Annotated in this window: 30 protein-coding genes and 1 pseudogene; 2 read left to right on the top strand and 29 right to left on the bottom strand. The window is 72.6% G+C overall.

Annotated elements, in window-relative coordinates:
- Positions 1-37: 37 nt before the first annotated feature.
- Positions 38-1,276 carry a class I SAM-dependent methyltransferase gene (locus BIV57_RS01890; protein ID WP_071654820.1) on the top strand — a complete coding sequence of 413 codons (1,239 nt, stop codon included), beginning with the start codon at positions 38-40 and terminating at the stop codon, positions 1,274-1,276.
- A 1-nt stretch (position 1,277) separates the two neighbouring features.
- On the opposite strand, the gene BIV57_RS01885 is transcribed toward BIV57_RS01890, so the two are convergent.
- The 4 genes from BIV57_RS01885 to tsaB form a co-directional block, all read right to left on the bottom strand.
- A complete protein-coding gene (locus tag BIV57_RS01885) occupies positions 1,278-2,165 on the bottom strand; it encodes a polysaccharide deacetylase family protein (RefSeq protein ID WP_071654819.1) in 888 nt (295 codons plus the stop codon).
- Between the two features lie 136 nt (positions 2,166-2,301).
- Complete coding sequence (gene tsaD / locus BIV57_RS01880) at positions 2,302-3,459, bottom strand: tRNA (adenosine(37)-N6)-threonylcarbamoyltransferase complex transferase subunit TsaD (RefSeq protein WP_071654818.1); 1,158 nt, start codon at positions 3,457-3,459, stop codon at positions 2,302-2,304.
- Positions 3,452-3,907: a ribosomal protein S18-alanine N-acetyltransferase gene (gene rimI, locus BIV57_RS01875; protein WP_071654817.1), complete on the bottom strand. Its 456-nt coding sequence runs from the start codon at positions 3,905-3,907 to the stop codon at positions 3,452-3,454. Before rimI ends, tsaD begins: the two co-directional genes overlap by 8 nt.
- Positions 3,908-3,915: 8 nt before the next feature.
- Positions 3,916-4,638 carry a tRNA (adenosine(37)-N6)-threonylcarbamoyltransferase complex dimerization subunit type 1 TsaB gene (gene tsaB / locus BIV57_RS01870; protein WP_071654816.1) on the bottom strand — a complete coding sequence of 241 codons (723 nt, stop codon included), beginning with the start codon at positions 4,636-4,638 and terminating at the stop codon, positions 3,916-3,918.
- Between the two features lie 139 nt (positions 4,639-4,777).
- On the opposite strand from tsaB, the gene BIV57_RS24815 reads away from it, so the two are divergent.
- Positions 4,778-4,951: a hypothetical protein gene (locus BIV57_RS24815; RefSeq protein ID WP_175548629.1), complete on the top strand. Its 174-nt coding sequence runs from the start codon at positions 4,778-4,780 to the stop codon at positions 4,949-4,951.
- A 4-nt stretch (positions 4,952-4,955) separates the two neighbouring features.
- Here the strand turns inward: BIV57_RS24815 and BIV57_RS01865 are convergent, their stop codons facing one another.
- The 25 genes and pseudogenes from BIV57_RS01865 to rplO all read right to left on the bottom strand — a co-directional run bounded on the left by BIV57_RS01865 (position 4,956) and on the right by rplO (position 26,760).
- Positions 4,956-5,531: a hypothetical protein gene (locus BIV57_RS01865; RefSeq protein ID WP_071654815.1), complete on the bottom strand. Its 576-nt coding sequence runs from the start codon at positions 5,529-5,531 to the stop codon at positions 4,956-4,958.
- The gene (gene tsaE, locus BIV57_RS01860) at positions 5,528-6,139 is read right to left on the bottom strand and encodes a tRNA (adenosine(37)-N6)-threonylcarbamoyltransferase complex ATPase subunit type 1 TsaE (protein ID WP_079169932.1); all 612 of its coding nucleotides are present in this window, start codon (positions 6,137-6,139) and stop codon (positions 5,528-5,530) included. The genes BIV57_RS01865 and tsaE overlap by 4 nt, the downstream gene beginning before the upstream one ends.
- A complete protein-coding gene (locus tag BIV57_RS01855) occupies positions 6,114-7,316 on the bottom strand; it encodes an alpha/beta fold hydrolase (RefSeq protein ID WP_071654814.1) in 1,203 nt (400 codons plus the stop codon). The genes tsaE and BIV57_RS01855 overlap by 26 nt, the downstream gene beginning before the upstream one ends.
- Positions 7,300-7,569: pseudogene (locus BIV57_RS23795) on the bottom strand (alanine racemase C-terminal domain-containing protein); the annotation flags it as partial. The pseudogene BIV57_RS23795 and the gene BIV57_RS01855, both read right to left, overlap by 17 nt.
- A 26-nt stretch (positions 7,570-7,595) precedes the next feature.
- Positions 7,596-8,747 (bottom strand): alanine racemase, encoded by a 1,152-nt coding sequence (gene alr / locus BIV57_RS01845; RefSeq protein ID WP_071654841.1) that lies wholly within the window; start codon positions 8,745-8,747, stop codon positions 7,596-7,598.
- A 139-nt stretch (positions 8,748-8,886) separates the two neighbouring features.
- The gene (locus BIV57_RS01840; protein WP_107409404.1) at positions 8,887-9,363 is read right to left on the bottom strand and encodes a L,D-transpeptidase; all 477 of its coding nucleotides are present in this window, start codon (positions 9,361-9,363) and stop codon (positions 8,887-8,889) included.
- A 125-nt stretch (positions 9,364-9,488) separates the two neighbouring features.
- Positions 9,489-11,069 (bottom strand): NAD(P)H-hydrate dehydratase, encoded by a 1,581-nt coding sequence (locus tag BIV57_RS01835; RefSeq protein WP_071654811.1) that lies wholly within the window; start codon positions 11,067-11,069, stop codon positions 9,489-9,491.
- A gap of 49 nt (positions 11,070-11,118) precedes the next feature.
- Positions 11,119-12,996, bottom strand: coding sequence for a glutamine--fructose-6-phosphate transaminase (isomerizing) (gene glmS, locus BIV57_RS01830; protein WP_071654810.1), 1,878 nt, complete (start codon positions 12,994-12,996; stop codon positions 11,119-11,121).
- Positions 12,997-13,070: 74 nt separating this feature from the next.
- A complete protein-coding gene (locus BIV57_RS01825) occupies positions 13,071-13,679 on the bottom strand; it encodes a hypothetical protein (protein ID WP_139275380.1) in 609 nt (202 codons plus the stop codon).
- Positions 13,680-13,752: 73 nt separating this feature from the next.
- On the bottom strand, positions 13,753-15,114 hold the full coding sequence (gene glmM / locus BIV57_RS01820) for a phosphoglucosamine mutase (RefSeq protein ID WP_071654808.1): 1,362 nt from the start codon (positions 15,112-15,114) through the stop codon (positions 13,753-13,755).
- Between the two features lie 106 nt (positions 15,115-15,220).
- Entirely contained in the window at positions 15,221-15,718 is a 498-nt protein-coding gene (rpsI, locus tag BIV57_RS01815; RefSeq protein ID WP_071654807.1) for a 30S ribosomal protein S9, read from the bottom strand.
- 40 nt (positions 15,719-15,758) lie between these two features.
- Positions 15,759-16,208 carry a 50S ribosomal protein L13 gene (gene rplM / locus BIV57_RS01810; RefSeq protein WP_071654806.1) on the bottom strand — a complete coding sequence of 150 codons (450 nt, stop codon included), beginning with the start codon at positions 16,206-16,208 and terminating at the stop codon, positions 15,759-15,761.
- A gap of 226 nt (positions 16,209-16,434) precedes the next feature.
- A complete protein-coding gene (locus tag BIV57_RS01805; RefSeq protein ID WP_071654805.1) occupies positions 16,435-18,087 on the bottom strand; it encodes an ABC-F family ATP-binding cassette domain-containing protein in 1,653 nt (550 codons plus the stop codon).
- A 108-nt stretch (positions 18,088-18,195) separates the two neighbouring features.
- Entirely contained in the window at positions 18,196-19,017 is an 822-nt protein-coding gene (gene truA / locus BIV57_RS01800) for a tRNA pseudouridine(38-40) synthase TruA (protein ID WP_071654840.1), read from the bottom strand.
- Between the two features lie 93 nt (positions 19,018-19,110).
- A complete protein-coding gene (gene rplQ, locus BIV57_RS01795; RefSeq protein ID WP_071654804.1) occupies positions 19,111-19,590 on the bottom strand; it encodes a 50S ribosomal protein L17 in 480 nt (159 codons plus the stop codon).
- 116 nt (positions 19,591-19,706) lie between these two features.
- Entirely contained in the window at positions 19,707-20,726 is a 1,020-nt protein-coding gene (locus BIV57_RS01790) for a DNA-directed RNA polymerase subunit alpha (RefSeq protein WP_071654803.1), read from the bottom strand.
- A gap of 172 nt (positions 20,727-20,898) precedes the next feature.
- On the bottom strand, positions 20,899-21,525 hold the full coding sequence (rpsD, locus tag BIV57_RS01785; RefSeq protein WP_071654802.1) for a 30S ribosomal protein S4: 627 nt from the start codon (positions 21,523-21,525) through the stop codon (positions 20,899-20,901).
- Positions 21,526-21,557: 32 nt separating this feature from the next.
- Positions 21,558-21,962: a 30S ribosomal protein S11 gene (gene rpsK, locus BIV57_RS01780; protein WP_071654801.1), complete on the bottom strand. Its 405-nt coding sequence runs from the start codon at positions 21,960-21,962 to the stop codon at positions 21,558-21,560.
- A gap of 68 nt (positions 21,963-22,030) precedes the next feature.
- Complete coding sequence (gene rpsM, locus BIV57_RS01775; RefSeq protein ID WP_071654800.1) at positions 22,031-22,411, bottom strand: 30S ribosomal protein S13; 381 nt, start codon at positions 22,409-22,411, stop codon at positions 22,031-22,033.
- Positions 22,412-22,608: 197 nt separating this feature from the next.
- Positions 22,609-22,722, bottom strand: coding sequence for a 50S ribosomal protein L36 (rpmJ, locus tag BIV57_RS01770; RefSeq protein ID WP_003956441.1), 114 nt, complete (start codon positions 22,720-22,722; stop codon positions 22,609-22,611).
- A gap of 34 nt (positions 22,723-22,756) precedes the next feature.
- Positions 22,757-22,978, bottom strand: a complete 222-nt coding sequence (gene infA / locus BIV57_RS01765; RefSeq protein WP_003948620.1) for a translation initiation factor IF-1 — start codon at positions 22,976-22,978, stop codon at positions 22,757-22,759.
- Positions 22,979-23,169: 191 nt separating this feature from the next.
- Positions 23,170-24,012, bottom strand: coding sequence for a type I methionyl aminopeptidase (gene map / locus BIV57_RS01760; protein WP_071654799.1), 843 nt, complete (start codon positions 24,010-24,012; stop codon positions 23,170-23,172).
- 91 nt (positions 24,013-24,103) lie between these two features.
- On the bottom strand, positions 24,104-24,760 hold the full coding sequence (locus tag BIV57_RS01755) for an adenylate kinase (protein ID WP_071654798.1): 657 nt from the start codon (positions 24,758-24,760) through the stop codon (positions 24,104-24,106).
- Positions 24,760-26,064, bottom strand: a complete 1,305-nt coding sequence (gene secY / locus BIV57_RS01750; RefSeq protein ID WP_071654797.1) for a preprotein translocase subunit SecY — start codon at positions 26,062-26,064, stop codon at positions 24,760-24,762. The genes BIV57_RS01755 and secY overlap by 1 nt, the downstream gene beginning before the upstream one ends.
- Positions 26,065-26,307: 243 nt before the next feature.
- Positions 26,308-26,760: a 50S ribosomal protein L15 gene (gene rplO, locus BIV57_RS01745; protein WP_071654796.1), complete on the bottom strand. Its 453-nt coding sequence runs from the start codon at positions 26,758-26,760 to the stop codon at positions 26,308-26,310.
- Between the last annotated feature and the right edge of the window lies 1 nt (position 26,761).

The raw sequence follows: 26,761 nt of genomic DNA, 5'->3' as shown, positions 1-26,761 counted from the left end.
CCGGCCCCGGCGCCCAGGGGCGGCAACAGCAACCACAATGGACCCCGTGGAGATCGACGAGTTCAAGCAGCTCCTGACCGAGGACGGCCGCGCCGTCCTGCACGCCGTCACCGGCTACCGCCCCGACGAGGAACTCGCCCTCGCCACCCGGCTGCGCCGCACCCACCCCGCGAGCCTCGTCACCGCCGCCCTCCACCAGGAGCGCCTCCGCCAGCGCGCCGCCGCCAAGTTCGGCGAGGACGCCGCCCGCCTCTGGTTCACCCCGAACGGGGTAGAGCAGTCCACCCGTACGAGCGTCGCCGCCCACCGCGCCGCCCGCCTCGCCGACCTCCGCCCCACCCGCGTCGCCGACCTCTGCTGCGGCATCGGCGGAGACGCCCTCGCCCTGGCCCGCGCCGGCATCCCCGTCCTCGCCGTCGACCGCGACCCGCTCGCCTGCGCCGCCGCCGAGGCCAACGCCGCCGCCCTCGGCCTCGCCGACCTCATCGAGGTGCGCTGCGCCGACGTCACCGCCGTCGACCCCGCCACGGAGGGCTGCGACGCGGTCTTCGTCGACCCGGCGCGGCGCGGCGGACGCGGCCGCGTCTTCGACCCCGAGGCGTACTCCCCGCCGTTCTCCTGGGCCGTCGAGACGGCCCGTCAGGCGCCGCTCGCCGCGCTGAAGGTGGCCCCGGGCATCCCGCACGAGGCGGTGCCGGAGGAGGCCGCCGCCGAGTGGGTCTCGGACGGCGGCGACGTCAAGGAGGCGGTGATCTGGTTCGGCACCGGCACGGGCAGCGGAAACGCCGGCCGCGGCCCCTCCGCGACGCTGCTCCCGTCCGGACGGACCCTCGTCTCCCGCGGCCTGCCCGACCCCGAGCCGGCGCCCGTCCGCCGCTACCTCTACGAGCCGGACGGCGCGGTGATCCGCGCCCATCTCGTCGCGGAGGCGGCCGAGCCGGTCGGCGGCACCCTGATCGACCCGACCATCGCCTACTTCACCTCGGACACCCTGACGGCCGATCACCCCTTCGCCGCCGCCTACGAGATCACCGATGTGCTGCCGTTCAACATCAAGCGGCTGAAGGCGCTGCTGCGCGAGCGCGGCGCCGGCACCGTGACGGTGAAGAAGCGCGGCTCGTCGGTGCTCCCCGAGGAGCTGCTGAAGAAGCTGAAGCCGTCCGGCCCCAACCGGGCCACGGTCTTCCTCACCCGGGTCGCCGGCGACCGCGCGATGCTGGTCGGGGCGCCGGCCGCGGACGCCGCGGATCGGGCCACGGGCCGGTCCGCGCGCTGAGCTACACGTAGTCCTCCAGGCGGGCCACCGCGAAGCCCTGCCGGCCGATCTCCCGCAGCAGCGACGCCATCATCTGCGTCATCGTCCGGCCCTTGAGCTCCCGCGGGCCGCGGAAGTGGGCGAGCACGATGTCCCCGGGGTGCAGCCGGTCGTCCGAGCGCTGGTAGCGCAGCGACTGGATCTGCATCGTCTCCCGCCACAGCACCAGCGCCTTGATGCCGCACTGCTGGGCCGTCCGCTTGGTGCCGTCGTCGTAGGCGCCGTACGGGGGGCGCATCAACTCCGGCCGCACGCCGTACACCTGGGAGAGCTTCTGCTGCTCGTCGCAGATCTCGGCGCGCTGCCGGTCGTCCGGGACGTGCGGCAGGTCGGCGTGGGTCATGGTGTGGTTCTCGATCCGGCCGCCCAGCTGCTTCAGCTTCGCGAAGTAGCCGTAGTCGCCGCGGATCACCCCGTCGGTGAGGAACATCGTGAACGGGATCCGCAGGTCGCCCATCATCCGGACGAACTCCGGGTCCTTCACCGCCCCGTCGTCGATGGTCACGAAGACCACCTTGTCGGTGGTCGGCACCCGGCTGATGGCCGGCGGGATCCCGGCGCCCAGCACGACCGGCCGGGTGGTCGGGGCGGGCGGCGCCGGCGGCAGCGGGTCGAGGTGCCAGGCGCGGAAGGCGGCCGCGCTGCCCGGCGCCGCGCCGCCGGCCGCCGGCGCCCCGTCGGCGGGCGCGGTGGGACGGCCCGCCGCGGCGACCTGCGCCCCCGGGGCCTTCTGGCCGGGCCCGGGCAGCAGCGCGACGGTGATGATTCCGGCCGCCAGCGCCACCAGCCCGGCGGTCCAGGCGCGCCGCGCCCGCACCATGCCCGCGATGTACCTGTGTCGTCCCCGCATCCGCGTTCCGCCGTCCGCATCCTGGCTGTCCCCGCTACCAAAGCCAGAACGCGACCGGCCGCGGGCGGGTCACCCCGAACGGCGCCGAACTAGCCGTTCAGGTGATTGCGCGACACGGACGAAGGCCCCGCGGACGCTACTTCCCGTCCTGCTGCCCGTAGAGGTTCTGCCGGCTCAACTCGTGGACGTGGTCGTGCGTATGACCGTGCGTGTGGCCGTGCGTGTGCCCGTGGCCGTGGCCGTCGAGGGACGCGTCCGGCACCGACACCTCGGTCACCGGCAGCGAGGAGTCGGCTGGCAGGTCGAGCGCCGAGGGCGTGCGCCCCCGGGCGACCATCTCGGCGCCGAGCGCCGCCACCATCGCCCCGTTGTCGGTGCACAGCTTCGGCCGCGGCACCCGCAGCACGATCCCGGCGTCCTCGCAGCGGCGCTCGGCCATCGCCCGCAGCCGCGAGTTGGCCGCCACCCCGCCGCCGATCATCAGATGCCCGGCGCCCTGCTCCTTGCACGCCTTGACGGCCTTGCGGGTCAGCACGTCCGCCACCGCCTCCTGGAAGGACGCGGCCACATCGGCGACCGGCACCGGCTCGCCGTCCCGCCGCCGGGCCTCCACCCAGCGGGCCACCGCGGTCTTCAGCCCGGAGAAGGAGAAGTCGAACGCCGGGTCGCGCGGGCCCGTCAGCCCGCGCGGGAAGAGGATCGCCTCCGGGTCGCCCTCCCGCGCCTGCCGGTCGATCGCCGGGCCGCCCGGGAAGCCCAGCCCCAGCACCCGCGCCACCTTGTCGAAGGCCTCGCCGGCCGCGTCGTCGATGGTGGCGCCGAGCGGCCGCACATCGCTGGTGATGTCCGGGGAGAGCAGCAGCGAGGAGTGCCCTCCGGAGACCAGCAGCGCCATCGTCGGCTCGGGCAGCGGCCCGTGCTCCAGCTGGTCGACGCAGATGTGCGAGGCGAGGTGGTTCACCCCGTAGAGCGGCTTGCCCAGGGCGTAGGCGTACGCCTTCGCCGCCGAGACGCCCACCAGCAGCGCCCCGGCGAGCCCCGGGCCCGCGGTGACGGAGATGCCGTCCAGGTCGGAGGCCTTCACCCCGGCCTCGTCCAGCGCGCGGCGCACGGTGGGCACCATCGCCTCCAGGTGCGCCCTGCTGGCCACCTCGGGGACCACCCCGCCGAAGCGGGCGTGCTCGTCGACGCTGGAGGCCACCGCGTCCGCGAGCAGCGTGTGCCCGCGGACGATGCCCACGCCGGTCTCGTCGCAGGACGTCTCGATGCCCAGCACCAGCGGCTCGTCAGCCATCGGATCCGTTTCCCTTCAGCTGCATGACCAGCGCGTCCATGCCGGCCTCGACGTAGTAGTTGCGGCGCACGCCGATCGGCCGGAACCCGTAGCGCTCGTACATCCGCTGGGCGCGCTTGTTGTCGACGCGCACCTCCAGCAGGACGCGGCCGCAGCCGCGCCGCTCCGCCTCGGCGAGCAGCTCCTCCAGCAGCGCCGGGCCCAGGCCGCCGCCCCACTGGTCGCGGGCGGTGGCGATGGTCTGCACGTCCGCCTCCTCGCCGTTGGACCAGAGCCCGGCGTAGCCGACGATCCGCCCGCCGCCGTCCTCGGCGACCAGATAGCGGCGGCCGGCCGCCGGATGCCGCGCATCCGCCAGCTCCGACCAGAACATCCCCGCCGACCAGGCATCCTCCGGGAACAGCTCGCGCTCCAGCGCCAGCACGTCCGGGATGTCCCACCAGCGCATCTCCCGGATCAACTCGGCAGCACCGCCTTGTAGCCGGCCGGCACCTGGGCGTCCGGACGGCGCAGGTACATCGGCCGCGCCTCGACGAACCCCGCGCCGCCGGCGGCGAGCACCTCGGCGCCCAACTCCGCCAGCGCGGCGGCGCTCTGATGCACCGGCATGCGGTCGTCCCCGCCGAGCGCGCCGGTGCCCCACCCGTTGAGTGCCCCGTCCCGGTAGAGCCCCGCCCCGGCGCCGACGCACGGCAGCACGGCGAGCTCCTCGGGCAGTTGGCCGGGGCGGTCGACCGACGGGCCCTCGGTGCGCAGCGCGGGGGCGAGGCCGGTGCCGTCGGGCCGCGCCGTGTAGCGGGCCCAGTAGACCTCCTTGCGGCGGGCGTCCGTCGCCACCAGGAACTCCTCGGCGGCCAGCCCGGCGCGCAGCGCGGCGTGCGCCAGGCCGTCCAGCGAGCAGAGCCCGTGGACGGGGATGCCCAGCGCGTCGCCGAGCGCGGCGGCGGTGACCAGGCCCACCCGCAGGCCGGTGTAGGGGCCGGGGCCGGTGCCGACCACGATCCCGGTCAGGTCCGCGCGGCCGGCGCCGGCCTCGTCCAGCACGGCGTCGACCGACGGGATGAGCAGCTCACCGTGGCGGCGGGCGTCCACGGTGGTCCGCTCGGCGAGCACCCGCGCGCCGTCGTGGACGGCGGCGGTGACAGCGGGGGTGGCGGTGTCAAAGGCGAGCAGCAGCACCCGACCAGGTTAACGGCGCGAGGCACCCATTCCGGACGGCGCGGCTTTCCGACAGAATGTCGGCAAGAGCTTGCACAGGCCCGCCATCGCATGGTCCCATGAGAGAAGTTAGGTAGACCTAACTTGAAGGGAGGCCCCGATGCCCCGCACCGCGCCCCAGTGCCCCCAGCAGCCCGAACCCGAGCCGTCGACGCCCCCCGCCGGAATCCGGCTCAGCACGCTGCTCACCGCCAACCGCGCCGCCCGCACCGTCTCCACACCCCCGCCGCGCCCGGAAAGTGGCGCGCGCGAGCAGAAGCAGCCCGCGGCCTGACGGGTCAGCGCACAACGACGACGCCCGTGCCCACCGGCGCGAACTCCCACAGCTTCGCCCCGTCCGCGCGCTTCTCGCGGATGCCGCCCGTCTTCGCGGCCTTCTCCGGGTTCGGCGAGGCTCCGCTGACGGCCGCGCTGAAGCCGATCGTCACGCCGTTGACCACGGTGAACCGCACCACGTGCTCGATCGGCACGCCGTCCGAGCCGGTCACCGCCTCCGACCGGGACTGCACCGCGTAGCGGCCCACCCCCGGGCTCACCCCGCTCGGCGCCACCGCGAAGACGGTCGACGCCTTGCCGTCCGCCTTCACGAGCCACACCCGGTGCTGGCCCAGCGAATACACCACCCGCTTGCCCGTCCCCGAGTCCGCCGGGACGGCGACCGGCGCGGGCGACGGCGAACCGCCCTTGGACGCCGAGCCCTTGGACGCCCCCGGCGAAGCCGACGCGCTCGCGCCCGCCTTGGGGTACGTCGCACGGTCGGGCGCGGAGCTCTGCGCCTGGTACGCGAGCCCGCCGAGGACCGCCATCGCGGCCACCGTCAGCCCGGCCACGATCGCGCCCGACCCGATCCTCATCCCCGGTCGCCCTTCCTCGAAGCTGTCGCCGACGGGGCCCATCGTGCCAGGCGCCGCAGCCGCTCGGCGCCGTCACCCGCCGACCAGCGCGCGCCGACGCCCAGCAGGCGCACCGTGCGGACGTCGTCGCCGCCCTCCGGGCCGGCCTCGGCGCCGACCGCCCGCTCGATCATCACGTGCAGCCGGTCGTCGGTCAGCTCCTCGACGCGGCCCTCGCCCCACTCCACCAGCGTCACCGACTCCGGAAGGCTGGCGTCCAGGTCCAGGTCCTCCATCTCGTCGAGGCCGCCGGCGAGGCGGTAGGCGTCCACATGCACCAGCGCCGGGCCGTCGCCGAGCGGCGGGTGAACCCGGGCGATGACGAACGTCGGGGACGTCACCGCGCCGCGCACGTCCAGGCCCTCGCCCACGCCGCGGGCCAGCGTCGTCTTGCCGGCGCCCAGCTCGCCGGTCAGCAGCACCAGGTCGCCGGGGCGCAGCGCGTCCGCCAGCTCCCGCCCGAGGTCCCGCATCGCGGACGGGTCGGGCACCCGCAGTTCCGCCTGCCGGGCGCCGTCCTCGACACCGTCCGCAACGCCGGGCTCACCGGCGGGCCGCTCCTGTTCCATCCTGCTCCGACGTCCTCTCCTGCTCGGCGTCCACGGTCGTCGACGCGTCCTCGATCAGCGCCACCAGCTCCGCGTCCACCTGCGCGGGACGCTCCAGCAGCACCAGGTGGCCGGCCTCCTCCACCAGCACGAAACGGGCGCCCGGCACCGCGTCCGCGATGGCCGCGCCCTGGTCGGGCGGCACCAGCAGATCACCGTCGCCGTGCAGCACCAGCGCGGGTATGCCCGCGAAGGCCTCCAGCGCGGCGGAGGTGTCGTGGCCGTAGAAGGCCGGGAGGAACTCGGCCACCACGTCCACCGGCGTCTCCTCGATCATCCGCTCGGCGAACCGGGCCACCGCAGGGTCGACGTCCGAGGCGAAGGAGTAGCGCTTGACGAACGGGGCGATCGCGTCGGCGCTCAGCCGCCGCGCCCGCTCCACCAGCGCCGGCTGGCGGCCCAGCAGCTTGAGCACCGCGGGGGCTGTGCGCAGCACCAGCCTGCCGGCCGGGCCGGGCAGGCCCAGGGTGGTGCTGGCCCACTGGCCGGCGGTGGTCGACAGCAGCGCCACCCCGGCGACGCGCTCGGCGAACAGCTCCGGGTCGTGGGCGGCGAGCGCCATCACCGTCATGCCGCCCATCGAGTGGCCGGCGAGCACCAGCGGGCCGTCCGGCGCCAACTCCCCGACGACGGCGTGCAGATCGCGGGCGAGCCGCTCGAAGCGGGAGTCGCCGAGCGGGCCGCGGCCGGAGCGGCCGTGGCTGCGCTGGTCCCAGAAGACCATCCGGACCCGGCCGCGCAGGGCGGCCCGCTGGAAGTGCCAGGAGTCCTGGTCGAGGCAGTAGCCGTGGCTGAAGACCACGGTCACCGGGGCCTCGCCGGCGACGGCCGGATCGGCCTCCTCGACCTCGGCGTAGAGCTCGGTGCCGTCGTCCGCCTCGATCAGGTGCGGCGTGCCGCGGAGCGTCCCGAACGGCGCGACCGCGTCCAGCTCGGCGCGCGCCCGGCGGCGGGTGACCAGCCCCACGGTGAGCCGCTCGGCCGCCACCCCCGCGGCGGCGCCGACCACGGCCAGACCGAGGTTGAGCCCCACATTGCCGGCGAGCCGGCCGAGGCGGCGGTTGCCGTCGGCGGCCCGCCGAACGGCCTCCACCGCGCCCGCGACCTTCCCTTGCACCACATCACCCACGGCGACCATCCCCGAGCGGTTCGATTCCTGCTGTCGTCCCGCTGGAAGTGTTCCCCGCCCGCCCGCCGAAGTAGCGGCACCGCCCACCAACCCCGCCACCCGCGCGGAGGCCGCTCCCGTAGGCGATCGTCCCCGCCGCCCGCGCCCACTCCTCCGCCGTCGGCTCACCCCGATCCCCCGGCCCGAACAGCACCGCCTCATCCCCCACCACGGGCAGATCCCCACCCAGATCGACGACGCTGCGACCCATCGGGGAGCGACCCCCCGAACCCCCACGAACCACCGCGGTCACGACCCCACCTCCCCCGAAGCCGCAGGGCCCCGCCCCGCATAACGGCGGGGGACGCGGACACCGATACGCGTCACGATCTCGTAGGCGATCGTCCCCGCCGCCCGCGCCCACTCCTCCGCCGTCGGCTCACCCCGATCACCCGGCCCGAACAGCACCGCCTCATCCCCCACCACGGGCAGATCCCCACCCAGATCGACCACGAACTGATCCATCGCCACCCGCCCCGCAACCGTGCGCAGTTTGCCGCCCACCAGCACCGGGCCGGCCGAGCTGGCGTGCCGCGGGATGCCGTCCGCGTAGCCGAGGGGCACCAGGCCGAGCGTGGTGCTGCCCGGCGTCCGGTATGTGTGGCCGTAGCTGACGCCGTGCCCGGCCGGCGCCTCCTTGACGTTGGCGAGCGCCGCGGAGAGCGTCATCGCGGGGCGCAGCCCGAAGTCGGCCGGCCCGCCCTCGTCGGGCACCGGCGAGATGCCGTAGACGGCGATGCCGGTCCGCACCATGTCGAAGTGCGACTCGGGCAGCAGCAGCGTCGCCGGGGAGTTGGCCAGGTGCCGCAGCTCCGGGCGGAGCCCGGCCGCCTCGGCGGCGGCCACGGCGTCCCGGAAGGCGGTGAGCTGCGCGGCGATCGAGGGGTGGCCCGGCTCGTCGGCGGCGGCGAAGTGCGACCAGACGCCGACGGCCCGCACGCTGCCCTCGGCCTCGGCCGCGCGCACCGCGGCGACCAGCTCCGGCCAGTCCGCCGGCATGCAGCCGTTGCGGCCCAGACCGGTGTCGGCCTTGAGGTGGACGCGGGCGGGACGGCCGGCCTCGCGGGCCGCGTCCACCACCTCGTCGAGGGCCCAGCGGGCGCTGACGGAGATGTCGACGTCGTTCTGGACGGCGGTGCGGAACGGCCCTCCCGGCGTCCACAGCCAGCACAGCACGGGAGCGGTGACGCCGGCCGCGCGCAGCCCGAACGCCTCCTCGGGGACGGCCGTGCCCAGCCAGGACGCGCCGCCCTCCAGGGCGGCGCGCGCGGCGGGCACCATGCCGTGGCCGTAGGCGTCCGACTTGACCACGGCCATCAGCGGACGGCCGCCGGCGCGGCGGCGCAGGGCCGCGACGTTCTGCCGGATCGCGTCCAGCTCGACGGTGGCGGCGGCCCTCATCCCGCGCGGCAGCGCGACGTTCCCAATCTCCACCCCGCCAGTCTTCCACGCCCTGATCTCCGCCCGGTCCTGAGCGGGCAACGCCCCCGTCACCGCGCCCCGCCACCGCCCACGCCCCGCGGACGCCGCCGCCGCGCGGTCAGCGCTTGTGGCCCCACACGTACACCGGGTCCTTCAGGTGCAGCACGTTCCACAGCCCCCGCGCACCCGAGAACGTCATGTTCACGCACCCGTGCGACCCCGGAGGGGTCGACAGCGGCATCGCCACCGCGTGGAACGCCTGCCCGCCCGAGAAGAACTGCGAGTACGGCATCGAGACGTGATAGATCGTCGACCAGTGGTGCCGGTCCCGCCAGTACACGTGGAAGAGCCCGTCCCGGGTCGGGAACGCCGCCCGCCCGGACCGGATCGGCACCGGACCGTAGACCAGCTTCGAGCCGTTCTGCACCCACATCCGCTGCGCGCCGAGGTCGACGCAGGCGATCCGCCCCATGTGCGTCGGACACCGCCCGCCGCCGTACGCCGGCGCGCCCGCCGGCGCCGCCGCCTGCGCACCGCCCGCCGCGGCAACGGCCAGCGCCGCCCCCGCCAGCCCGCCCCCGACACCCCGCCGCATCCACCGAGACCACCGAGACCACCGAGACCACCGCATCGCCGCACCTTCCTGAGGGAGTCGTCCGGCCCGCAGCAGGCCGGCCCGCGGACTCCACCATGCGTCGCCCCGCGGCGCCCCGCACTCCGTCAGACGCCGTCCGACGCCCCCGAGCTGACGACCTGACGCCACACCTCCGGCAGCGCCGCGGCCACGTCCCCCGCCGTGATCGGCGCTCCGACGGCCCCGTCCCCGAAAGCCGCCCGCCGGCCCGCGAGGCCGTGCAGGTACGCCGCCGTCGCGCCCGCCCCCAGCGCGCTCCCGCCGGCGGCGAGCTGCGCGCCCGCCAGGCCGGCGAGCACGTCCCCGCTGCCGGCCGTCGCCAGCCAGCCCGTCCCGGTCGGGTTGACGTGCACGGGGCCGTCGCCGGGCGCCGCCAGCAGCGTCGTCGACCCCTTGAGCAGCACCGCGACGCCGTAGCGCCCCGCCAGCTCGCGCACCGCCGCGATCCGCTCGGCCTCCACCCGGGCCGCCGACCAGCCCTCGCCGAGCAGCCGCGCAGCCTCGCCCGCGTGCGGGGTGAGCAGCGCGTTCGGGTGGCGGCCGCGCAGCACCTGCGGGCCGCGCTCGGCGACCAGCGCCAGCGCGTCCGCGTCGAAGAGCTTCGGCAGGACGGCCTCCAGCGCCAGCACGTCGTCGACGATCCGCGCCGCGTGCTCGTCCCGCGACAGACCGGGCCCGACCACCCAGGCCTGCACCCGGCCCGCCCCGCCCGGCAGCCCGTCCGAGACGAGCGTCTCGGGATGCGCCCGCACCACCTCGCGGGCCGCGGCGCCCGCGTAGCGCACCGCGCCCGCCCCGCCGCGCGCCGCGCCCGCCACGGAGAGCAGCGCGGCGCCCGGGTAGCGCGCCGAGCCGGCGGCGATGCCGACGACCCCGCGGCGGTACTTGTCGCTCTCCGGGCGCGGCGCGATGCCGCGCAACCGGCGGGCCACGTCGGCATGCTGAGGGATCAGCAGGTCGGCGGCTCCGAGCCACGGCTCCAGCCCGATGTCGACCAGCTCCACCGCCCCGGCGTGCTGCGCTCCGGGGTCGACGAAGAGCCCGGGCTTCCCGGTCCCGAAGGTGACCGTGACATCCGCGCGCACGGCCCGCGCCCCGAGCCCCGCCGGCTCCCCGTCCGGGCCGGCGGCGGCGGTCTCGGGGACGACGGCGCCGGTGTCGGCGTCCACGCCGCTGGGCACGTCCACCGCCACCACCAGCGGACGCCGCACCCCGCGCAGGACCCGGACGAGCGGCATCACCTCGTCGCGCAGGCCGCCGCGGCCGCCGATCCCGACGATCCCGTCCAGCACCAGCTCGGCCCGGCCGAGGAGCGCCGCCGCGGCGGCACCGTCGACGTCGCCCAGCTCCGCCACCCGCCCGCCCGCCGCGCGCAGCGCCGCGAGGCCGCCGGGGTGGGCGCGCTTCGGGGCGGTCAGCACGGCGTGCACCTCCGCGCCGCGCCCGGCGAGGCGCGCGCCCGCGTACAGCGCGTCGCCGCCGTTCCCGCCGCTGCCAGCGAGCACCACCACCACTCGGCCGCGCACCCGCCCCGACTCCCGCAGCAGCCGGGCGCAGACGGCGGCCAGCCCGGCCGCCGCCCGCTGCATCAGCGCCCCCTCCGGAAGACGCGCCATCAGCGCCTCCTCCGCCTCCCGCACCTTCGCCACGCTGTGCGCGACCCGCATCCCGGCCTCCTCCGCTCGTCCGCCCCGGCGGGCGTCCCCGCCGCCCGTGCTACTCCACCGTCACCGACTTCGCCAGATTCCGCGGCTGATCCACCTCATGCCCCTTCGCGGTCGCCAGCTCACACGCGAAGACCTGCAGCGGCACCGTCGCCACCAGCGGCTGCAGCAGCGTCGGCACCGCGGGGACGCGGATCAGGTGGTCGGCGTACGGCTCCACCGCGGTGTCGCCCTCCTCCGCCACCACGATCGTGCGCGCACCCCGCGCCCGGACCTCCTGGATATTGGAGACGATCTTGTCGTGCAGCACCGACCGCCCCTGCGGCGACGGCACCACGACCACCACCGGCAGCCCGTCCTCGATCAGCGCGATCGGGCCGTGCTTCAGCTCGCCCGCCGCGAACCCCTCGGCGTGCATGTACGCCAGCTCCTTGAGCTTCAGCGCGCCCTCCAGCGCCACCGGGTAGCCCACATGCCGCCCCAGGAAGAGCACCGACCGCGCGTCGGCGAGCGACCTGGCCAGCTCCCGCACCGGCTCCATGGTGTGCAGCACCTGCTCCACCAGGCGCCCGCTGTCGGCGAGCTGACGCACCACCGCGCCGATCTCGTCGCCCCACTTGGTCTGCCGCACCTGGCCCAGGTAGAGCGCCACCAGGTAGCAGGCCACCAGCTGGGTGAGGAACGCCTTGGTGGACGCCACCGCGACCTCCGGCCCGGCGTGGGTGTAGAGCACCGCGTCGGACTCCCGCGGGATCGTCGAGCCGTTGGTGTTGCAGATCGCCAGCACCCGCGAGCCCTGCTCGCGCGCGTGCCGAAGGGCCATCAGGGTGTCCATGGTCTCGCCGGACTGACTGATCGCCACCACCAGCGTGCGCCGGTCCAGGATCGGGTCCCGGTAGCGGAACTCGCTGGCCAGCTCGACCTCGCAGGGGATGCGGGTCCAGTGCTCGATGGCGTACTTGGCGATCAGGCCGGCGTGGAAGGCGGTGCCGCAGCCCACGATGACGATCTTGTCGGCCTCGCGCAGCGCCCGGTCCGGGATGCGGATCTCGTCGAGCGTCAGCCGGCCGTCCGCGCCGATCCGCCCCAGCAGGGTGTCGGCCACCGCCTTCGGCTGCTCGGCGATCTCCTTGAGCATGAAGTAGTCGTAGCCGCCCTTCTCGGCGGCCGACGCGTCCCAGTCGACGTGGTACTCGCGGACCTCGCCCGGCGCGCCGTCGAAGCCGGTCACCTCCATGCCGTCCGGGGTGAGCCGCACCACCTGGTCCTGGCCCAGCTCCACGGCCCGGCGGGTGTACGCGATGAACGCGGCGACGTCCGAGGCGAGGAAGTTCCCGCCCTCGCCCAGCCCGACCACCAGCGGGGAGTTCCGGCGGGCGGCGACGATCACGCCCGGCTCGGCGGCGTCCACCGCGACCAGGGTGAAGGCGCCCTCCAGGCGCCGGCAGACCCGGCGCATCGCCTCGGCGAGGCCGCCGGCGGCCGCTCCGGCCGCCGCCATGTCCCGGGACTCCTCGGCGAGCAGATGCGCCACGACCTCGGTGTCCGTCTCGGACACCAGCTCATGCCCACGGTCCGTCAATTCCGTGCGCAGTACCGCGAAATTCTCGATGATCCCGTTGTGCACGACCGCGAAGCGCCCCGAATTATCCGCATGCGGGTGCGCATTCGCGTCATTCGGAGCGCCATGAGTGGCCCATCGGGTATGCCCGATACCGGCGGTCGCCGCCGGAAGGGGTTCCTCCTGGAGGGCCTTCTCCAGATTGACGAGCTTTCCGGCCCGCTTGGCGACGGCGAGGGTACCGTCGTCATCGGGCGTCTGAAGGGCGACGCCGGCCGAGTCGTACCCGCGGTACTCCAGCCGTTTCAACCCGTTCACCACGACTTCGAGCGCGTCGTCCGCGCCCGTGTAACCCACGATTCCGCACATGGGGCCAGCCTAAGGGGATGACCTCCGACGCACCGTCAGCATCCGCCGCCACACAGGGGACAGCGGATGCCGCGTCACCACTGGGTCTGGGGACCGTCGCTGTAGCCGCCCGAGGAGGAGCCGTAGGCCGCGCCGGGCGACATCCCCATCGCCTCCATCTCCGAGCTCTCGCTGGCGCGCAGCATCACGATCAGCACGATCACCGAAAAGAGCACCCCGACGCCCCACGTCGCCACCCGCAGCATGTTCTCGGTGCCGGAGTGCAGGAAGATGCTGCGGTACATCGTGTTGTGCAATCCGACCAGGCCGCGGGCCTCCAGAAAGAGCGTCACAAAGGCCAGCGCGACGGCCGCGCCGCGCGCCGCCCGGCGCTTGGCGAACGCCACGAAGGCGACGATCAGCAGCGCCAGCGACAGGGCGACGTCCTCCGGGGAGCCGAGGAAATAGCGAGCGTATCCGGACGCGGGGTCACCCAGGGCCAGCAGATAGTCCTTCGGCCCCGGGTGGTCCTTCAGATCGGTGATTCCCTTGACCGTCCAGCCCAGTTGAATCACCGCAAACAGCAGGAAGAGCACTCCCGTGGTGGTATAGGCGCCTTGTCGGGCTTCGGCCACCCGTCCGGGCTCCACATCCATGCCGTTGCCGATCGCCATCTTCGTCATCTCCCCATCGCCGTTGGACAACCGCCGATCCTGGCCCATCGCCCCCGCCAACGGAATGCCTGAGCCCCACCGATTTCCCGGAAGGTGCAGTTACTCACACGGCGAGCGAGGCGCGCACCACCGCGGCGAGCCGCTCGGCGATGAGCGCGGCATGCGCCTCCTCGGCGGCCTCCACCATCACCCGCACCAGCGGCTCCGTGCCCGACGGACGCAGCAGCACCCGGCCGGTCTCGCCCAGCTCCGCCTCGGCCCCGGCCACCGCCGCGGCGATCTCCGCGGACTCCGCCGTGCGGTCCTTGTCCACGCCCCGGACGTTCACCATCACCTGCGGCAGCCGCGTCATCACCGACGCCAGCTCCGCCAGCGAGCGGCCGGTCGCCGCCACCCGCGCGGCCAGCGCCAGCCCGGTCAGCGTGCCGTCCCCGGTCGTCGCATGGTCGAGAAGGATCACATGGCCGGACTGCTCGCCGCCCAGCGCGTAGCCGGAGCGCCGCATCTCCTCCAGGACGTAGCGGTCGCCGACCGCCGTCTCCACCACGCGGATGCCCTCGCGCTGCATGGCCAGCTTGAACCCGAGGTTCGACATCACCGTCGCCACCACGGTGTCCCGGCGCAGCGCGCCGGCGTCCCGCATCCCCACCGCGAGCACCGCCATGATCTGGTCGCCGTCCACGACCCGGCCCTCGGCGTCCACCGCCAGGCAGCGGTCCGCGTCGCCGTCGTGCGCGATGCCCAGGTCGGCGCCCTGCTCGACCACCGCGGCCTGCAGCTTCTCCAGGTGCGTCGAGCCGCAGCCCTCGTTGATGTTGAGGCCGTCCGGGTCCGTGCAGATCGGCACCACCTCGGCGCCGGCCCGCGCGAACGCCTCCGGCGAGACCCGCGAGGCCGCGCCGTTGGCGCCGTCCAGCACCACCTTCAGCCCGTCCAGCCGGTTCGGCAGCACGCCCACCAGGTGCGCGACATAGGTGTCGAGCCCCTCGTCGTGGACGGAGACCCGGCCCACATCGGCGCCGGTCGGGCGGTTCCACGGCTTGCCCTCGGCGAGCTCCCGGTAGCGCGCCTCGATGGCGTCCTCCAGCTCGTCCTCCAGCTTGTGCCCGCCGCGGGCGAAGAACTTGATGCCGTTGTCGGGCATCGGATTGTGGCTCGCCGAAAGCACCCCGCCGAAGTCCGCCCCCAGAGCGGCCGTCAGATGCGCGATCGCCGGCGTCGGCAGCACACCCACCCGCAGCACGTCCACGCCCGCGCCGGCCAGGCCGGCGACCACCGCCGCCTCCAGGAACTCGCCCGAGGCCCGCGGATCGCGCCCGACCACCGCGGTCGGACGGTGGCTGCCCGAGCGCCCCGCCTCCCCCAGCACCTGCGCCGCGGCCGTCGACAGGCCGAGCGCCAGCTCCGCCGTCAGCAGCCCGTTCGCCTGCCCGCGCACGCCGTCCGTCCCGAAGAGTCGTCCCACCGGTGGTTCCCTTCTCCACTTGCCTGACTCGGTTGCCCAAAAAAGAAAGCGCCCCGGAGGCACGATACGTGCCTCCGGGGCGCCAACCGGCGACGCTGCTGCGTCGTCAGCGCTTGCTGTACTGCGGAGCCTTGCGGGCCTTCTTCAGACCGGCCTTCTTCCGCTCCACGGCGCGCGCGTCGCGGGTCAGGAAGCCGGCCTTCTTCAGCGGGGCGCGGTTGTTGTCCGCGTCCGCGTCGTTCAGGGCACGGGCCACGCCGAGGCGCAGGGCGCCGGCCTGGCCGGAGGTGCCACCGCCGCTGATGCGGGCGATGATGTCGTAACGGCCGTCCAGCTCAAGGATCTTGAACGGCTCGTTCACGATCTGCTGGTGCACCTTGTTCGGGAAGTACTGCTCCAGGGTGCGACCGTTGATCTTCCAACGGCCGGAGCCCGGGACGATGCGGACGCGGGCGATGGCCTCCTTGCGGCGGCCCGTCGCGGCACCCGGCAGCGCCTCGCCGAAGCGGGACGACAGCGACTCGCTGGTGTAGCTCTCCGGCGCCGCGTCGCTCTCGACGGTCTCGACGACCTCGGAGACGGTCTCGACAGTGGTCTCGGCCACGGTTCTCCTCAGCTGCTTCTTGTGATTCGGGTAGTGGCCGTCACGCCTGCTGCGCGAGCTGGCTGATCTCGTAGGGCACCGGCTGCTGCGCGGCGTGCGGGTGCTCGGAACCCGAGTACACCTTCAGCTTCGAGAGCATCTGGCGACCGAGGGAGTTCTTCGGGAGCATGCCGCGGATCGCCTTCTCGACGGCCCGCTCGGGGTTCTTCTCCAGCAGCTCGTCGTAACGGACCGACCGGAGACCACCCGGGTAGCCGGAGTGGCGGTAGGCAAGCTTCTGCGTCCGCTTGTTGCCGGACAGGTGCACCTTGTCCGCGTTGACGATGATGACGAAGTCACCGGCGTCCACGTGCGGCGCGTACACCGGCTTGTGCTTGCCCCGGAGCAGAATGGCGGCCTGGGATGCCAGGCGGCCGAGCACGACGTCGGTCGCGTCGATGACGTGCCACTGACGCTGGACATCGCCGGGCTTAGGGCTGTACGTGCGCACGGTCGTAGCCTTCGCTTTTCAGTGAGTGGGGTCCTTACTTGGGGTCCACCCGATTCACTGGCTGAGCACCGGGCTGAGCCGGCCGCCGCACTCGGGGGGAACTCCGGCGTACCGACTTCCCATCTCAAGCAAGCCAATACGCACAACGAACTGGCAGACTACCGGGCGACAGCGGGTGTGGTCAAAACGGGTGTACGGGCGGACCTGCCGCCCGGCCACCATCGTACTACCGGGCCCGGCGGACCCGAGCCACGTCCCAGACCGGCTCGGCCGCCTCGCGCACCCTGCCGTCCTCGTCGAAGACCAGGAACCGGTCGAATCCCCGGGCGAACCAGCGGTCGTGGGTGACCGCCATCACCGTTCCCTCGAAGGACTCCAGCCCCTCCTGCAACGCCTCGGCGCTCTCCAGGTCCAGGTTGTCGGTGGGCTCGTCGAGCAGCAGCGCCGTCGCCCCGCCCAGCTCCAGCAGCAGGATCTGGAAGCGCGCCTGCTGCCCGCCGGAGAGCTTCTCGTAGGGCTGGTCGCCGCGCTGGTCCAGCTCGTAGCGGCGCAGCGCGGACATCGCGCGCCCCCGGTCCATCGCATGCTCCTCCCACAGGACCTGGACCAACGTCCTGCCGTGCAGCTCCGGATGGGCGTGCGACTGGACGAAGAGTCCCGGCACCACCCGCGCCCCCAGCCGGTGCTCCCCGGTGTGCGCCACCGACGGATCACCGCCCAGCAGCCGCAGGAAGTGCGACTTGCCCGAGCCGTTGCTGCCCAGCACCGCCACCCGCTCCCCGAAGAACACCTCGAGGTCGAACGGGCGCATCAGGCCGGTGAGTTCGAGCTGCTCGCACATCACGGCCCGCACCCCGGTGCGGCCGCCCTTGAGCCGCATTCTGATGTCCTGCTTGCGCGGCCGCTCCTGCGGCGGGCCGGCCTCCTCGAACTTCCGCAGCCGGGTCTGCGCCGCGTGGTAGCGGCTCGCCATGTCGGCGCTGTTCGCGGCCTGCTGCCGGAGCCGCGCGACCAGCTCCTTGAGCTGGGTGTGTTTCTTGTCCCACACCCGGCGCAGCTCGTCGAAACGCTCGAATCGCTCCTCGCGCGCCTGGTGGAAGGTGCCGAAGCCGCCGCCGTGCACCCACACCGTGCTGTTCGGCGGGCCCGCCTCCACGCTCACGATCCGGTCGGCGGCGCGGGCCAGCAGCTCGCGGTCGTGGGAGACGAAGAGCACAGTCTTGGACGACGCCCGAAGCTGCTCCTCCAGCCACTGCTTGCCGGGGACGTCGAGGTAGTTGTCCGGCTCGTCCAGCAGCAGCACCGCGTCGGGGCCGCGCAGCAGGGCCTCCAGGACGAGGCGCTTCTGCTCGCCGCCGGAGAGCGTCCCCAGCGAGCGCCACTGCGCCCGCTCGAACGGGACGCCCAGCGCTGCCTCGGTGCAGGCGTCCCAGACCACCTCGGCGTCGTAGCCGCCGGCGTCCGACCAGTCGGCGAGGGCCTGCGCGTAGCGCAGCTGGGCGGGCTCGTCGTCCCGCGCCATCACCTCCAGCTCGGCGGCGTCCACCGCGGCCGCCGCCCGCCGGATCCGCTCCGGGGCGACGGAGACCAGCAGGTCCCGCACCCCCGCGTCGGCGGGAAGCTGCCCCTGGGCATTCCCGGTGACGCCGATGAACTGACGCATCACCCCCAGGCCGCCGGAGACCACCACCGAGCCGCCGTGCGGCTCGATGTCGCCCGCGAGAAGCCGCAGCAGCGTGGTCTTCCCGGCCCCGTTGGCCCCCACCAAGGCGGCCGTCACCCCCTCGCCCACCCGGAACGAGGCGTCGTCGAACAACGTCCGCCCGTCCGGCAGGTGGTACTCCAGGTGAGAGACCTCGACATGCCCGCTGCGACCCATGCCGAAGATTCTCGTTCGATCTCCCCCACCCCGAAACCGGTTTTCCACCGACGGGCCCCTCGCCCCCGCGCACCTCGGGCGGGGTGCCGGGGCCGAGGGGCGGCGGACTCAGCCGCTCAGCGACCGCATCCGCCGGGCCTCCCGCACCCGCGCCGCCAGCAGCGCGTCCGCCGGATACCCGACCTCCTCCAGCACCAGCCCGTGCGCCCGCACCACGTTCACCGCCGAGTTCCGCTCCCCCGACCGCAGCACCTCACCGGGGAAGGACGTGCCGCGCCGCCCGTCCCCCACGCACAGCATCGCCCCCACCAGCGCCCGCACCATGTTGTGGCAGAACGCGTCCGCCTTCACCGTGGCCACCGCATAGCCCTCCCGCGACCGCGACCACCCCACGTCCAGCAGCTCCCTGATGGTCGTCGCGCCCTCCCGCCGCTTGCAGTACGCGGCGAAGTCGTGCTCCCCCAGCAGCTCCGAAGCGGCCGCGTTCATCCGCTCCAGATCGAGCGGGCGGTCGTGCCACAGCACCTGATTCCGCATCAGCGGATCCGGCCCCGCGTTGGTGTCGCAGACCCGGTACGCATACCGGCGCCAAACCGCCGAGAACCGGGCATCGAAGCCCTCCGGCGCGACCGACGCCCGGAACACCCGCACATCCCCCGGCAGCCGCCCAGCGAGCCGCCTGACGAGCTTGTCGCCGTCCTCCTGCTCGGCCCACACCTCGGCCGGCAGGTCGACGTGCGCGACCTGGCCGCGCGCATGCACCCCAGCGTCCGTCCGCCCGGCGACGGTCAGCGCGACGGGCCCGCCCAGCCGGAGCACGATGCCGATGGCGTCCTCCAGCTCCTGCTGGACCGTCCGCCGGCCGTCCTTCTGCCGGGCCCACCCGGAGAAGCCGGACCCGTCGTACCCCAGGTCCAGCCGTACCCGCACCGTCTCCACACCCACCACACTGCCTCCGAACGGGGAACGAGGAGCGGCCCGCCTCCCCCGAAGGGAAGGCGGGCCGCACCACTACCTACAGGCTCAGGCCTCGGCGTCCGCCGGCTTGGCGTCCTCCGGAGCCGCGTCCTGCGGAGCCGCCTCGGCGTCGGCCGCGGACCGCTTGGTCGCCGCCTCGGCCTCGCCGACCGCCGACTGCTGCACCGTCAGCGCCTCGACCAGCTCGATGACCGCCATCGGGGCGTTGTCGCCGCGACGCGGGCCGATCTTGGTGATGCGGGTGTAGCCGCCGGGACGGTTCTCGTACCGCGGGCCGATCTCCTCGAAGAGGGTGTGCACCACGCTCTTGTCGGTGATGGTCTGCAGCACCGTGCGCCGAGCGTGCAGGTCACCGCGCTTGGCCTTGGTGATCAGCTTCTCGGCGAGCGGACGCAGCCGCTTCGCCTTGGCCTCGGTGGTGGTGATCCGGCCGTGCTCGAACAGCTGCGTGGCCAGGTTGGCCATGATGCGCCGCTCGTGGGCCGGGCTGCCGCCGAGACGGGGACCCTTGGTGGGGGTAGGCATCGTGCTTCTCCTTGGTGTTCTGGCTGTTTTACCCCCGCAGGGCTGCACCGGCCGTGTCAGGTACCGGTGTCAGTCCAGCCACTCGCGGGGGCTCTGTTCCGACCGCCGTCAGGCGATCAGTACTGCTCGGTCTCGGCGTAGCCCGAGTCGCCCTCGTCGCCGCCGAAGCTGTCGGCAGCGGCGGTCGGGTCGAATCCGGGCGGGCTGTCCTTGAGGGCCAGGCCCATGCCGGCCAGCTTCGCCTTGACCTCGTCGATCGACTTCGCACCGAAGTTGCGGATGTCGAGCAGGTCCGCCTCGGAGCGGGCCACGAGCTCACCCACGGTGTGGATGCCCTCGCGCTTGAGGCAGTTGTAGGAGCGGACCGTGAGCTCCAGCTCCTCGATCGGCAGCGCCAGGTCGGCAGCGAGGGCCGCGTCCACCGGGGACGGGCCCAGGTTGATGCCCTCGGCCTCCACGTTGAGCTCGTGGGCCAGGCCGAACAGCTCGACCAGCGTGCGGCCGGCCGACGCGACGGCGTCGCGGGGGCGCATGGCCTGCTTGGTCTCGACGTCGACGACCAGCTTGTCGAAGTCGGTGCGCTGCTCGACGCGGGTCGCCTCGACCTTGTAGGTGACCTTGAGCACCGGGCTGTAGATGGAGTCGACCGGGATGCGGCCGATCTCCTGGCCCTGCTGCTTGTTCTGGACGGCGGAGACGTAGCCGCGGCCGCGCTCGACCGTCAGCTCCATCTCCAGCTTGCCCTTGCCGTTCAGCGTGGCCAGGTGCAGGTCCGGGTTGTGGACCTCGACGCCGGCCGGCGGGGCGATGTCCGCGGCGGTGACCTCGCCGGGGCCCTGCTTGCGCAGGTACATCACCACGGGCTCGTCGTGCTCCGAGGAGACGACCAGCTGCTTGATGTTGAGGATCAGGTCGGTGACGTCCTCCTTGACGCCCGGCACGGTGGTGAACTCGTGCAGGACGCCGTCGATCCGGATGCTCGTCACGGCGGCACCGGGGATCGAGGAGAGGAGCGTACGACGCAGGGAGTTGCCGAGGGTGTAGCCGAAGCCCGGCTCCAGCGGCTCGATGATGAACCGGGAGCGGAACTCGTCGACGACCTCTTCGGTCAGGGTGGGGCGCTGAGAGATCAGCATTGAGAGGTTTCCTCCATGTCATCGGCGACCGCTATTTGACGCCGAGGGCTATGGCCATGCTACCGCCCGACGCCCCGGACCCCGTCCCGCGCGGCGGGGCCGCGCGGGCGGGGTGCCGGGGCGAGGGCGGCAACCGGGGGTGCGGGGGGCGGAGCCCCCCGCGGGGAGCGCGTTACTTCGAGTAGAGCTCGACGATCAGCTGCTCCTGGACCTGGGTGTCGATGACCTGCCGCTCGGGCAGGTTGTGCACCAGGATCCGCATCTTGTTCGGGATGACCTCGATCCACGCCGGAACCGGGCGCTCGCCGGCCTCCGCACGGGCGACGACGAACGGCGTCATCTCGTGCGACTTCGCGCGCACCTCGATGATGTCGTTGGCGGTCACGCGCGCCGACGGGATGTCGGTCTTGGTGCCGTTGAGCACGATGTGCCCGTGGCGGACCAGCTGACGGGCGTGGTCGCGCGACTTGGCGAAGCCGGCGCGGTAGATCACGTTGTCGAGCCGGGACTCCAGGATGCGCAGCAGGTTCTCGCCGGTCTTGCCCTGCTTGCGGTTGGCCTCCTGGTAGTAGCCGCGGAACTGGCGCTCCAGGACGCCGTAGATGCGCGCGCACTTCTGCTTCTCGCGCATCTGCAGCTGGTACTCGGACTCCTTGGTCCGGTTACGGCCGTGCTCACCCGGGGGGTAGGGACGGATCTCGATCGGGCACTTCGCGCTCTCGCACTTGGCGCCCTTGAGGAACAGCTTCTGCTTCTCGCGGCGGCAGCGCTTGCAGTCAGCGCCGGTGTAACGAGCCATGGTTTCGCTTCTCCTAGATTCGCTTCAGGCGCTCAGACGCGGCGGCGCTTGGGCGGGCGGCAGCCGTTGTGCGGCGTGGGGGTCACGTCCTGGATGGACCCGACCTCCAGGCCGGTGGCCTGCAGCGAACGGATGGCGGTCTCACGGCCCGAGCCCGGGCCCTTGACGAACACGTCGACCTTGCGCATGCCGTGCTCCTGCGCGCGACGGGCCGCGTTCTCGGCGGCCATCTGCGCGGCGAACGGCGTGGACTTGCGCGAGCCCTTGAAGCCCACGTGCCCGGCCGAGGCCCAGGAGATCACGTTGCCCTGCGGGTCGGTGATCGAGACGATCGTGTTGTTGAACGTGCTCTTGATGTGGGCGTGCCCGTGAGCGACGTTCTTCTTTTCCTTGCGGCGCACCTTCTTGGCGCCGGCGGTACGGCTCTTCGGAGGCATGTGCTGGTTTCTCCTGTGGAGGTGGTCGGTCCTGCAGCGGGGACCGGGTAACTGCTGTCCGCTGAGGACTACTTCTTGCCCGGCTTCTTCTTACCGGCGATCGCGCGCTTCGGGCCCTTGCGGGTGCGCGCGTTCGTGTGCGTGCGCTGACCGTGCACCGGCAGGCCGCGGCGGTGCCGCAGGCCCTGGTAGCAGCCGATCTCGACCTTGCGGCGGATGTCGGCCTGGATCTCGCGACGCAGGTCGCCCTCGATCCGGTAGTTCTCTTCGATGTGCTTGTTCAGCTTGACCAGGTCGTCCTCGGTGAGGTCCCGGACACGGGTGTCCGGGCTGACGCCGGTGGCGGCCAGGGACTCCTGGGACCGCGTGCGGCCGATACCGAAGACATAGGTGAGGGCGACCTCGACCCGCTTCTCGCGGGGGAGGTCAACGCCGGCGAGGCGTGCCATCTGATGGCTCCTGTGAATCGTACGAAGGTATGGTGCAGCACCGGTCCCTGGCGTTTCCTTCGCCGCGGGTCCCCGGCCTTCGATCCGGGGGTGGCGTCCCGACGACCTGACTAAGGGCCGACGGGGGTCGGGATGCTGCGTGCTTGCTCAAATGTCGCGTCGCGAGATGTGCGGTGCGAAAGGCTCTGGAGCCGCGATCAGCCCTGGCGCTGCTTGTGGCGCAGGTTGTCGCAGATGACCATGACCCGGCCGTGACGGCGGATCACCTTGCACTTGTCGCAGATCTTCTTGACGCTCGGCTTGACCTTCATGAGATGGACAACTCCGGGCTCAGACGAATCTGGATCACTTGTACCGGTAGACGATGCGCCCACGGGTCAGGTCGTACGGGCTCAGCTCAACGACGACGCGGTCGTCGGGCAGGATGCGGATGTAGTGCATGCGCATCTTGCCGCTGATGTGCGCGAGGACCTGATGCCCGTTCTGGAGCTCCACCTTGAACATGGCGTTCGGGAGAGACTCGACGACAGTGCCCTCGATCTCGATGGCCCCTTGCTTCTTGGCCATGTTGTGTGTGCTACCCCTTCCGGGTTCGGCTACCGGGATACCGGCCCTGGTACGACGCGCACGACGCCCCCCTCCCGGATTCCGGGAGCCAGCCGCGGGGTGGATCGTGAACGGTCGCGAATGGACCGACACAGCAGTGTACGTCAGCGCCCCAGGAAAACCGAAACCGGGCCGAACGTGGCAGCTCAGCGCTACGCCGCGGGGTCCGGGGCCACCGTGGCGCCGAGCTCGGAAAGCTTCTCGCGGCCGCCGTCGAACGCCGTCAGGACCAGCAGCCCCTCCGGGGTCAGCGCCACGCTGTGCTCCCAGTGCGCCGCGCGCGACCCGTCGGTGGTCTTCACCGTCCACTCGTCCTCGAGCGTGACGTGCTTGGCCGTGCCCAGCGTCACCATCGGCTCGATCGCCAGGCACATCCCGGTGCGCAGCCGAGCGCCCTGGCCGGGGCGGCCGTAGTTCAGCACGTGCGGGTCCATGTGCATCGCGGTGCCGATGCCGTGCCCGCCGAAGTCCTCGGTGATCCCGTAGGAGCGGCCGGCCGGCGGCGTCTGCGAGCGGACGTAGGACTCCACCGCGTGGGAGATGTCCGACACCCGGCCGCCGTCCCGCATCGCGGCGATGCCGCGCCACATCGACTCCTCGGTGACCCGGCTCAGCTCCAGCGACTCCGCGTCCGCGGCGCCGACCGGCACGGTCATCGCCGAGTCGCCGTGCCAGCCGTCCACGATCGCGCCGCAGTCGACCGACAGCAGGTCGCCGTCCTGCAGCGGGATGTCGTTGGGGATGCCGTGCACGATGGTGTCGTTCGGGGAGGCGCACACCGTCGCGGGATACCCGTAGTAGCCCAGGAAGTTGGACTTCGCGCCGTGGTCTCGAATCACCTTGGCGGCGACCTCGTCCAACTGCGCCGTCGTCACGCCGGGGCGCACCGCCGCGCGGACGGCCTCCAGCGCGCGCGCCACGACGAGGCCGGCGGCGCGCATCTTCGCCACCTGCTCGGGGGTCTTCAGCTGAATCCTCTTGCGGCCGCCCAACATGGCGCCATCCTCTCGACCACGACGGCCCCGGCGCATTCCGCCGGGGCCGTCCGAGGGCCGTGCGGTCCTCCGCACGGCCATGTCACTGCACTCAGTTGCCGGCCCGGTCCTTGATCGCGGCCAGCGCGCGCTGCGTCACGGCCTCGACCTCGCCCGTTGCCGGGACCTCCACCAGGAGGCCCTTCTCGCGGTAGTACCCGACGATCGGGGCGGTCTGCTCCGCGTAGACCTCCAGGCGCCGCTGCACCTTGTCCTCGCGGTCGTCGTCGCGCTGGTAGAGCTCGCCGCCGCAGTTGTCGCAGACGCCGGGGGTCTTCGGCGGGTTGAAGACGACGTGCGCGGCCTCGCCGCAGGAGCGGCAGGTGCGGCGGCCGGAGAGCCGCTTGACGATCTCCTCCTGCGGCACCTGCAGCTCGACGACCACGTCGAGCGCGGTGCCCTGACCCGCCAGCAGGTCGCCCAGCCAGTCGGCCTGGCCGAGGTTGCGGGGGAAGCCGTCGAGCAGGAAGCCGCCGCGGGCGTCCTCCTCGGCGAGCCGGTTCTCCACCATCGCGTTGGTGATCTCGTCCGGCACCAGCTCGCCGGCCGACAGCAGGCCCTTGACCTGCTTGCCCAGGTCCGTCTCGCGGTCGATGTTGCCGCGGAAGAGGTCGCCGGTGGAGACATGCGGCACGGAGAAGTGCTTGGCGATGTACTGCGCCTGGGTCCCCTTGCCTGCCCCGGGCGGTCCGACGAGGACGATTCGCATCAGCGGAGGAACCCTTCGTAGCTGCGCTGCTGTAGCTGGCTGTCGATCTGCTTGACCGTCTCGAGGCCGACACCGACCAGAATGAGGATCGTGGTGCCACCGAACGGGAAGTTCTGGTTCGCGTTGAACGCCACGAGCGCCACGAGCGGCACGAGGGCGATCAGACCCAGGTAGAGCGAGCCAGGCCAGGTGATCCTGGTGAGCACGTACTGCAGGTACTCCGCCGTCTGACGCCCCGCCCGGTACCCGGGAATGAACCCACCATACTTCTTCATATTGTCAGCAACCTCTTCGGGGTTGAAGGAGATGCCGACGTAGAAGAAGGCGAAGAACACGATCAGCAGGAAGTAGATCACCATGTAGATGGGGTGGTCGCCCTTGGTGAGGTTCTGCTCGACCCAGTTCGCCCAGGACGCGGTCGACCCGCTGAACTGCACCACCAGCGCAGGGATGTACAGCAGCGAGGACGCGAAGATGACGGGGATGACGCCCGCCTGATTGACCTTCAGCGGGATGTACGTCGAGGTCCCGCCGTACGCGCGGCGCCCGATCATGCGCTTCGCGTACTGCACCGGGATGCGCCGCTGCGCCTGCTCCACGAAGACCACCAGGCCGACGAGGCACAGGCCGAGGACGATGACCAGCGTGAAGGGCAGCCAGCCCTTCTGCTGCTTGATCTGCCAGATCTGCCCCGGGAAGCCGGCCGCGATCGAGGTGAACATCAGGATCGACATGCCGTTGCCGATGCCCCGGTCGGTGATCAGCTCGCCCAGCCACATGATGATCGCGGTGCCCGCGGTCATCGTGACGACCATGGTCACGATCGTCATGTAGCTCTGGCTGGAGACCACCTGGGAGCCCACGGAGCACTGGCTGAAGAGGTTGCCGGAGCGCGCGGTGGCCGCCAGGCCCGTCGCCTGCAGCACGCCGAGGGCGAGCGTCAGGTACCGGGTGTACTGGGTGATCTTCGTCTGGCCGGCCTGGCCCTCCTTCTTCAGGGCCTCCAGCCGCGGGATCACCACCGTCAGCAGCTGCAGGATGATGCTCGCCGTGATGTACGGCATGATGCCGAGCGCGAAGATGGTCAGCTGCAGCAGCGCGCCGCCGCTGAAGAGGTTCACCAGGCCGAACAGCGAACCGCCGGACGTACTGGCCTGCGAGACGCACTCCTTGACGTACCGGAAGTCCACGCCGGGCGCGGGGATGTTGCACCCCAGCCGGTACACCACCAGGATCGCGAGGGTGAACAGCAGCTTCTTGCGCAGGTCGGGCGTTTTGAACGCCTTGGCGAACGCGGTCAGCACGGTGCCTCCTGCGCCTCCCGGCCCGAAGCTCGGGAGGTTCGTGTCGGTTCGGTGACAGATCAGTCGGGACTTTAACAGCGTCAGCTTAGTTGGCGCCCCGCAGGGGCGCGGGGAACTGCGCGGGTGAGAAGGGCGAACCGGTCAGCCGGCCGCGAACCTCACCCGAAACGGCGAACACCCGAAGCCGGGAACGACCGTGGGGCGCCACCGGGTCGCAACCCGATGACGCCCCACGCCGTAGGCTCAGCGCTCCGAGACGGAACCGCCGGCAGCAGCGATCTTCTCCTTCGCGGAGCCGGAGAAGGCATCGACCTTCACCTGCAGCGCGACGGTGATCTCGCCGGTGCCGAGGACCTTCACGGGACGGTCCTTGCGGACCGCGCCCTTGGCCACGAGGCCCTCGACAGTGACCTCGCCGCCCTCGGGGAAGAGGGCGCTCAGCTTGTCGAGGTTCACGACCTGGAACTCGACCTTGGCCGGGTTCTTGAAGCCCTTGAGCTTGGGCAGCCGCATGTGCAGCGGCATCTGCCCGCCCTCGAAGCGCTGCGGAACCTGGTAACGGGCCTTCGTGCCCTTGGTACCACGACCGGCAGTCTTGCCCTTGGACGCCTCACCGCGACCCACACGGGTCTTGGCGGTCTTGGCGCCGGGGGCCGGACGCAGGTCGTGGACCTTCAGCGGGTTCTGCTCCGCCATG

Source organism: Mangrovactinospora gilvigrisea, assembly GCF_001879105.1.
GTDB lineage: Bacteria > Actinomycetota > Actinomycetes > Streptomycetales > Streptomycetaceae > Mangrovactinospora > Mangrovactinospora gilvigrisea.
The sequence above is the reverse complement of the archived record's forward strand: the minus strand, read 5'-3'. Positions and strand labels throughout refer to the sequence as shown.

Coding starts and splice junctions, on each gene's coding strand:
- tsaE (WP_079169932.1), bottom strand. CDS start 6,139: ATGGAACAGGAGCGGCCCGCCGGTGAGCCCGGCGTTGCGGACGGTGTC.
- BIV57_RS01865 (WP_071654815.1), bottom strand. CDS start 5,531: ATGAGGATCGGGTCGGGCGCGATCGTGGCCGGGCTGACGGTGGCCGCG.
- BIV57_RS01755 (WP_071654798.1), bottom strand. CDS start 24,760: ATGCGAATCGTCCTCGTCGGACCGCCCGGGGCAGGCAAGGGGACCCAG.
- BIV57_RS01885 (WP_071654819.1), bottom strand. CDS start 2,165: ATGCGGGGACGACACAGGTACATCGCGGGCATGGTGCGGGCGCGGCGC.
- BIV57_RS24815 (WP_175548629.1), top strand. CDS start 4,778: ATGCCCCGCACCGCGCCCCAGTGCCCCCAGCAGCCCGAACCCGAGCCG.
- BIV57_RS01790 (WP_071654803.1), bottom strand. CDS start 20,726: ATGCTGATCTCTCAGCGCCCCACCCTGACCGAAGAGGTCGTCGACGAG.
- alr (WP_071654841.1), bottom strand. CDS start 8,747: ATGAGGGCCGCCGCCACCGTCGAGCTGGACGCGATCCGGCAGAACGTC.
- rpsM (WP_071654800.1), bottom strand. CDS start 22,411: ATGGCACGCCTCGCCGGCGTTGACCTCCCCCGCGAGAAGCGGGTCGAG.
- infA (WP_003948620.1), bottom strand. CDS start 22,978: ATGGCCAAGAAGCAAGGGGCCATCGAGATCGAGGGCACTGTCGTCGAG.
- BIV57_RS01855 (WP_071654814.1), bottom strand. CDS start 7,316: ATGGTCGCCGTGGGTGATGTGGTGCAAGGGAAGGTCGCGGGCGCGGTG.
- BIV57_RS01840 (WP_107409404.1), bottom strand. CDS start 9,363: ATGCGGCGGGGTGTCGGGGGCGGGCTGGCGGGGGCGGCGCTGGCCGTT.
- tsaD (WP_071654818.1), bottom strand. CDS start 3,459: ATGGCTGACGAGCCGCTGGTGCTGGGCATCGAGACGTCCTGCGACGAG.
- BIV57_RS01835 (WP_071654811.1), bottom strand. CDS start 11,069: ATGCGGGTCGCGCACAGCGTGGCGAAGGTGCGGGAGGCGGAGGAGGCG.
- rpmJ (WP_003956441.1), bottom strand. CDS start 22,722: ATGAAGGTCAAGCCGAGCGTCAAGAAGATCTGCGACAAGTGCAAGGTG.
- rpsK (WP_071654801.1), bottom strand. CDS start 21,962: ATGCCTCCGAAGAGCCGTACCGCCGGCGCCAAGAAGGTGCGCCGCAAG.
- rpsD (WP_071654802.1), bottom strand. CDS start 21,525: ATGGCTCGTTACACCGGCGCTGACTGCAAGCGCTGCCGCCGCGAGAAG.
- map (WP_071654799.1), bottom strand. CDS start 24,012: ATGTTGGGCGGCCGCAAGAGGATTCAGCTGAAGACCCCCGAGCAGGTG.
- glmS (WP_071654810.1), bottom strand. CDS start 12,996: ATGTGCGGAATCGTGGGTTACACGGGCGCGGACGACGCGCTCGAAGTC.
- rplO (WP_071654796.1), bottom strand. CDS start 26,760: ATGGCGGAGCAGAACCCGCTGAAGGTCCACGACCTGCGTCCGGCCCCC.
- BIV57_RS01805 (WP_071654805.1), bottom strand. CDS start 18,087: ATGGGTCGCAGCGGGCATGTCGAGGTCTCTCACCTGGAGTACCACCTG.
- rimI (WP_071654817.1), bottom strand. CDS start 3,907: ATGCGCTGGTGGGACATCCCGGACGTGCTGGCGCTGGAGCGCGAGCTG.
- rplQ (WP_071654804.1), bottom strand. CDS start 19,590: ATGCCTACCCCCACCAAGGGTCCCCGTCTCGGCGGCAGCCCGGCCCAC.
- BIV57_RS01890 (WP_071654820.1), top strand. CDS start 38: ATGGACCCCGTGGAGATCGACGAGTTCAAGCAGCTCCTGACCGAGGAC.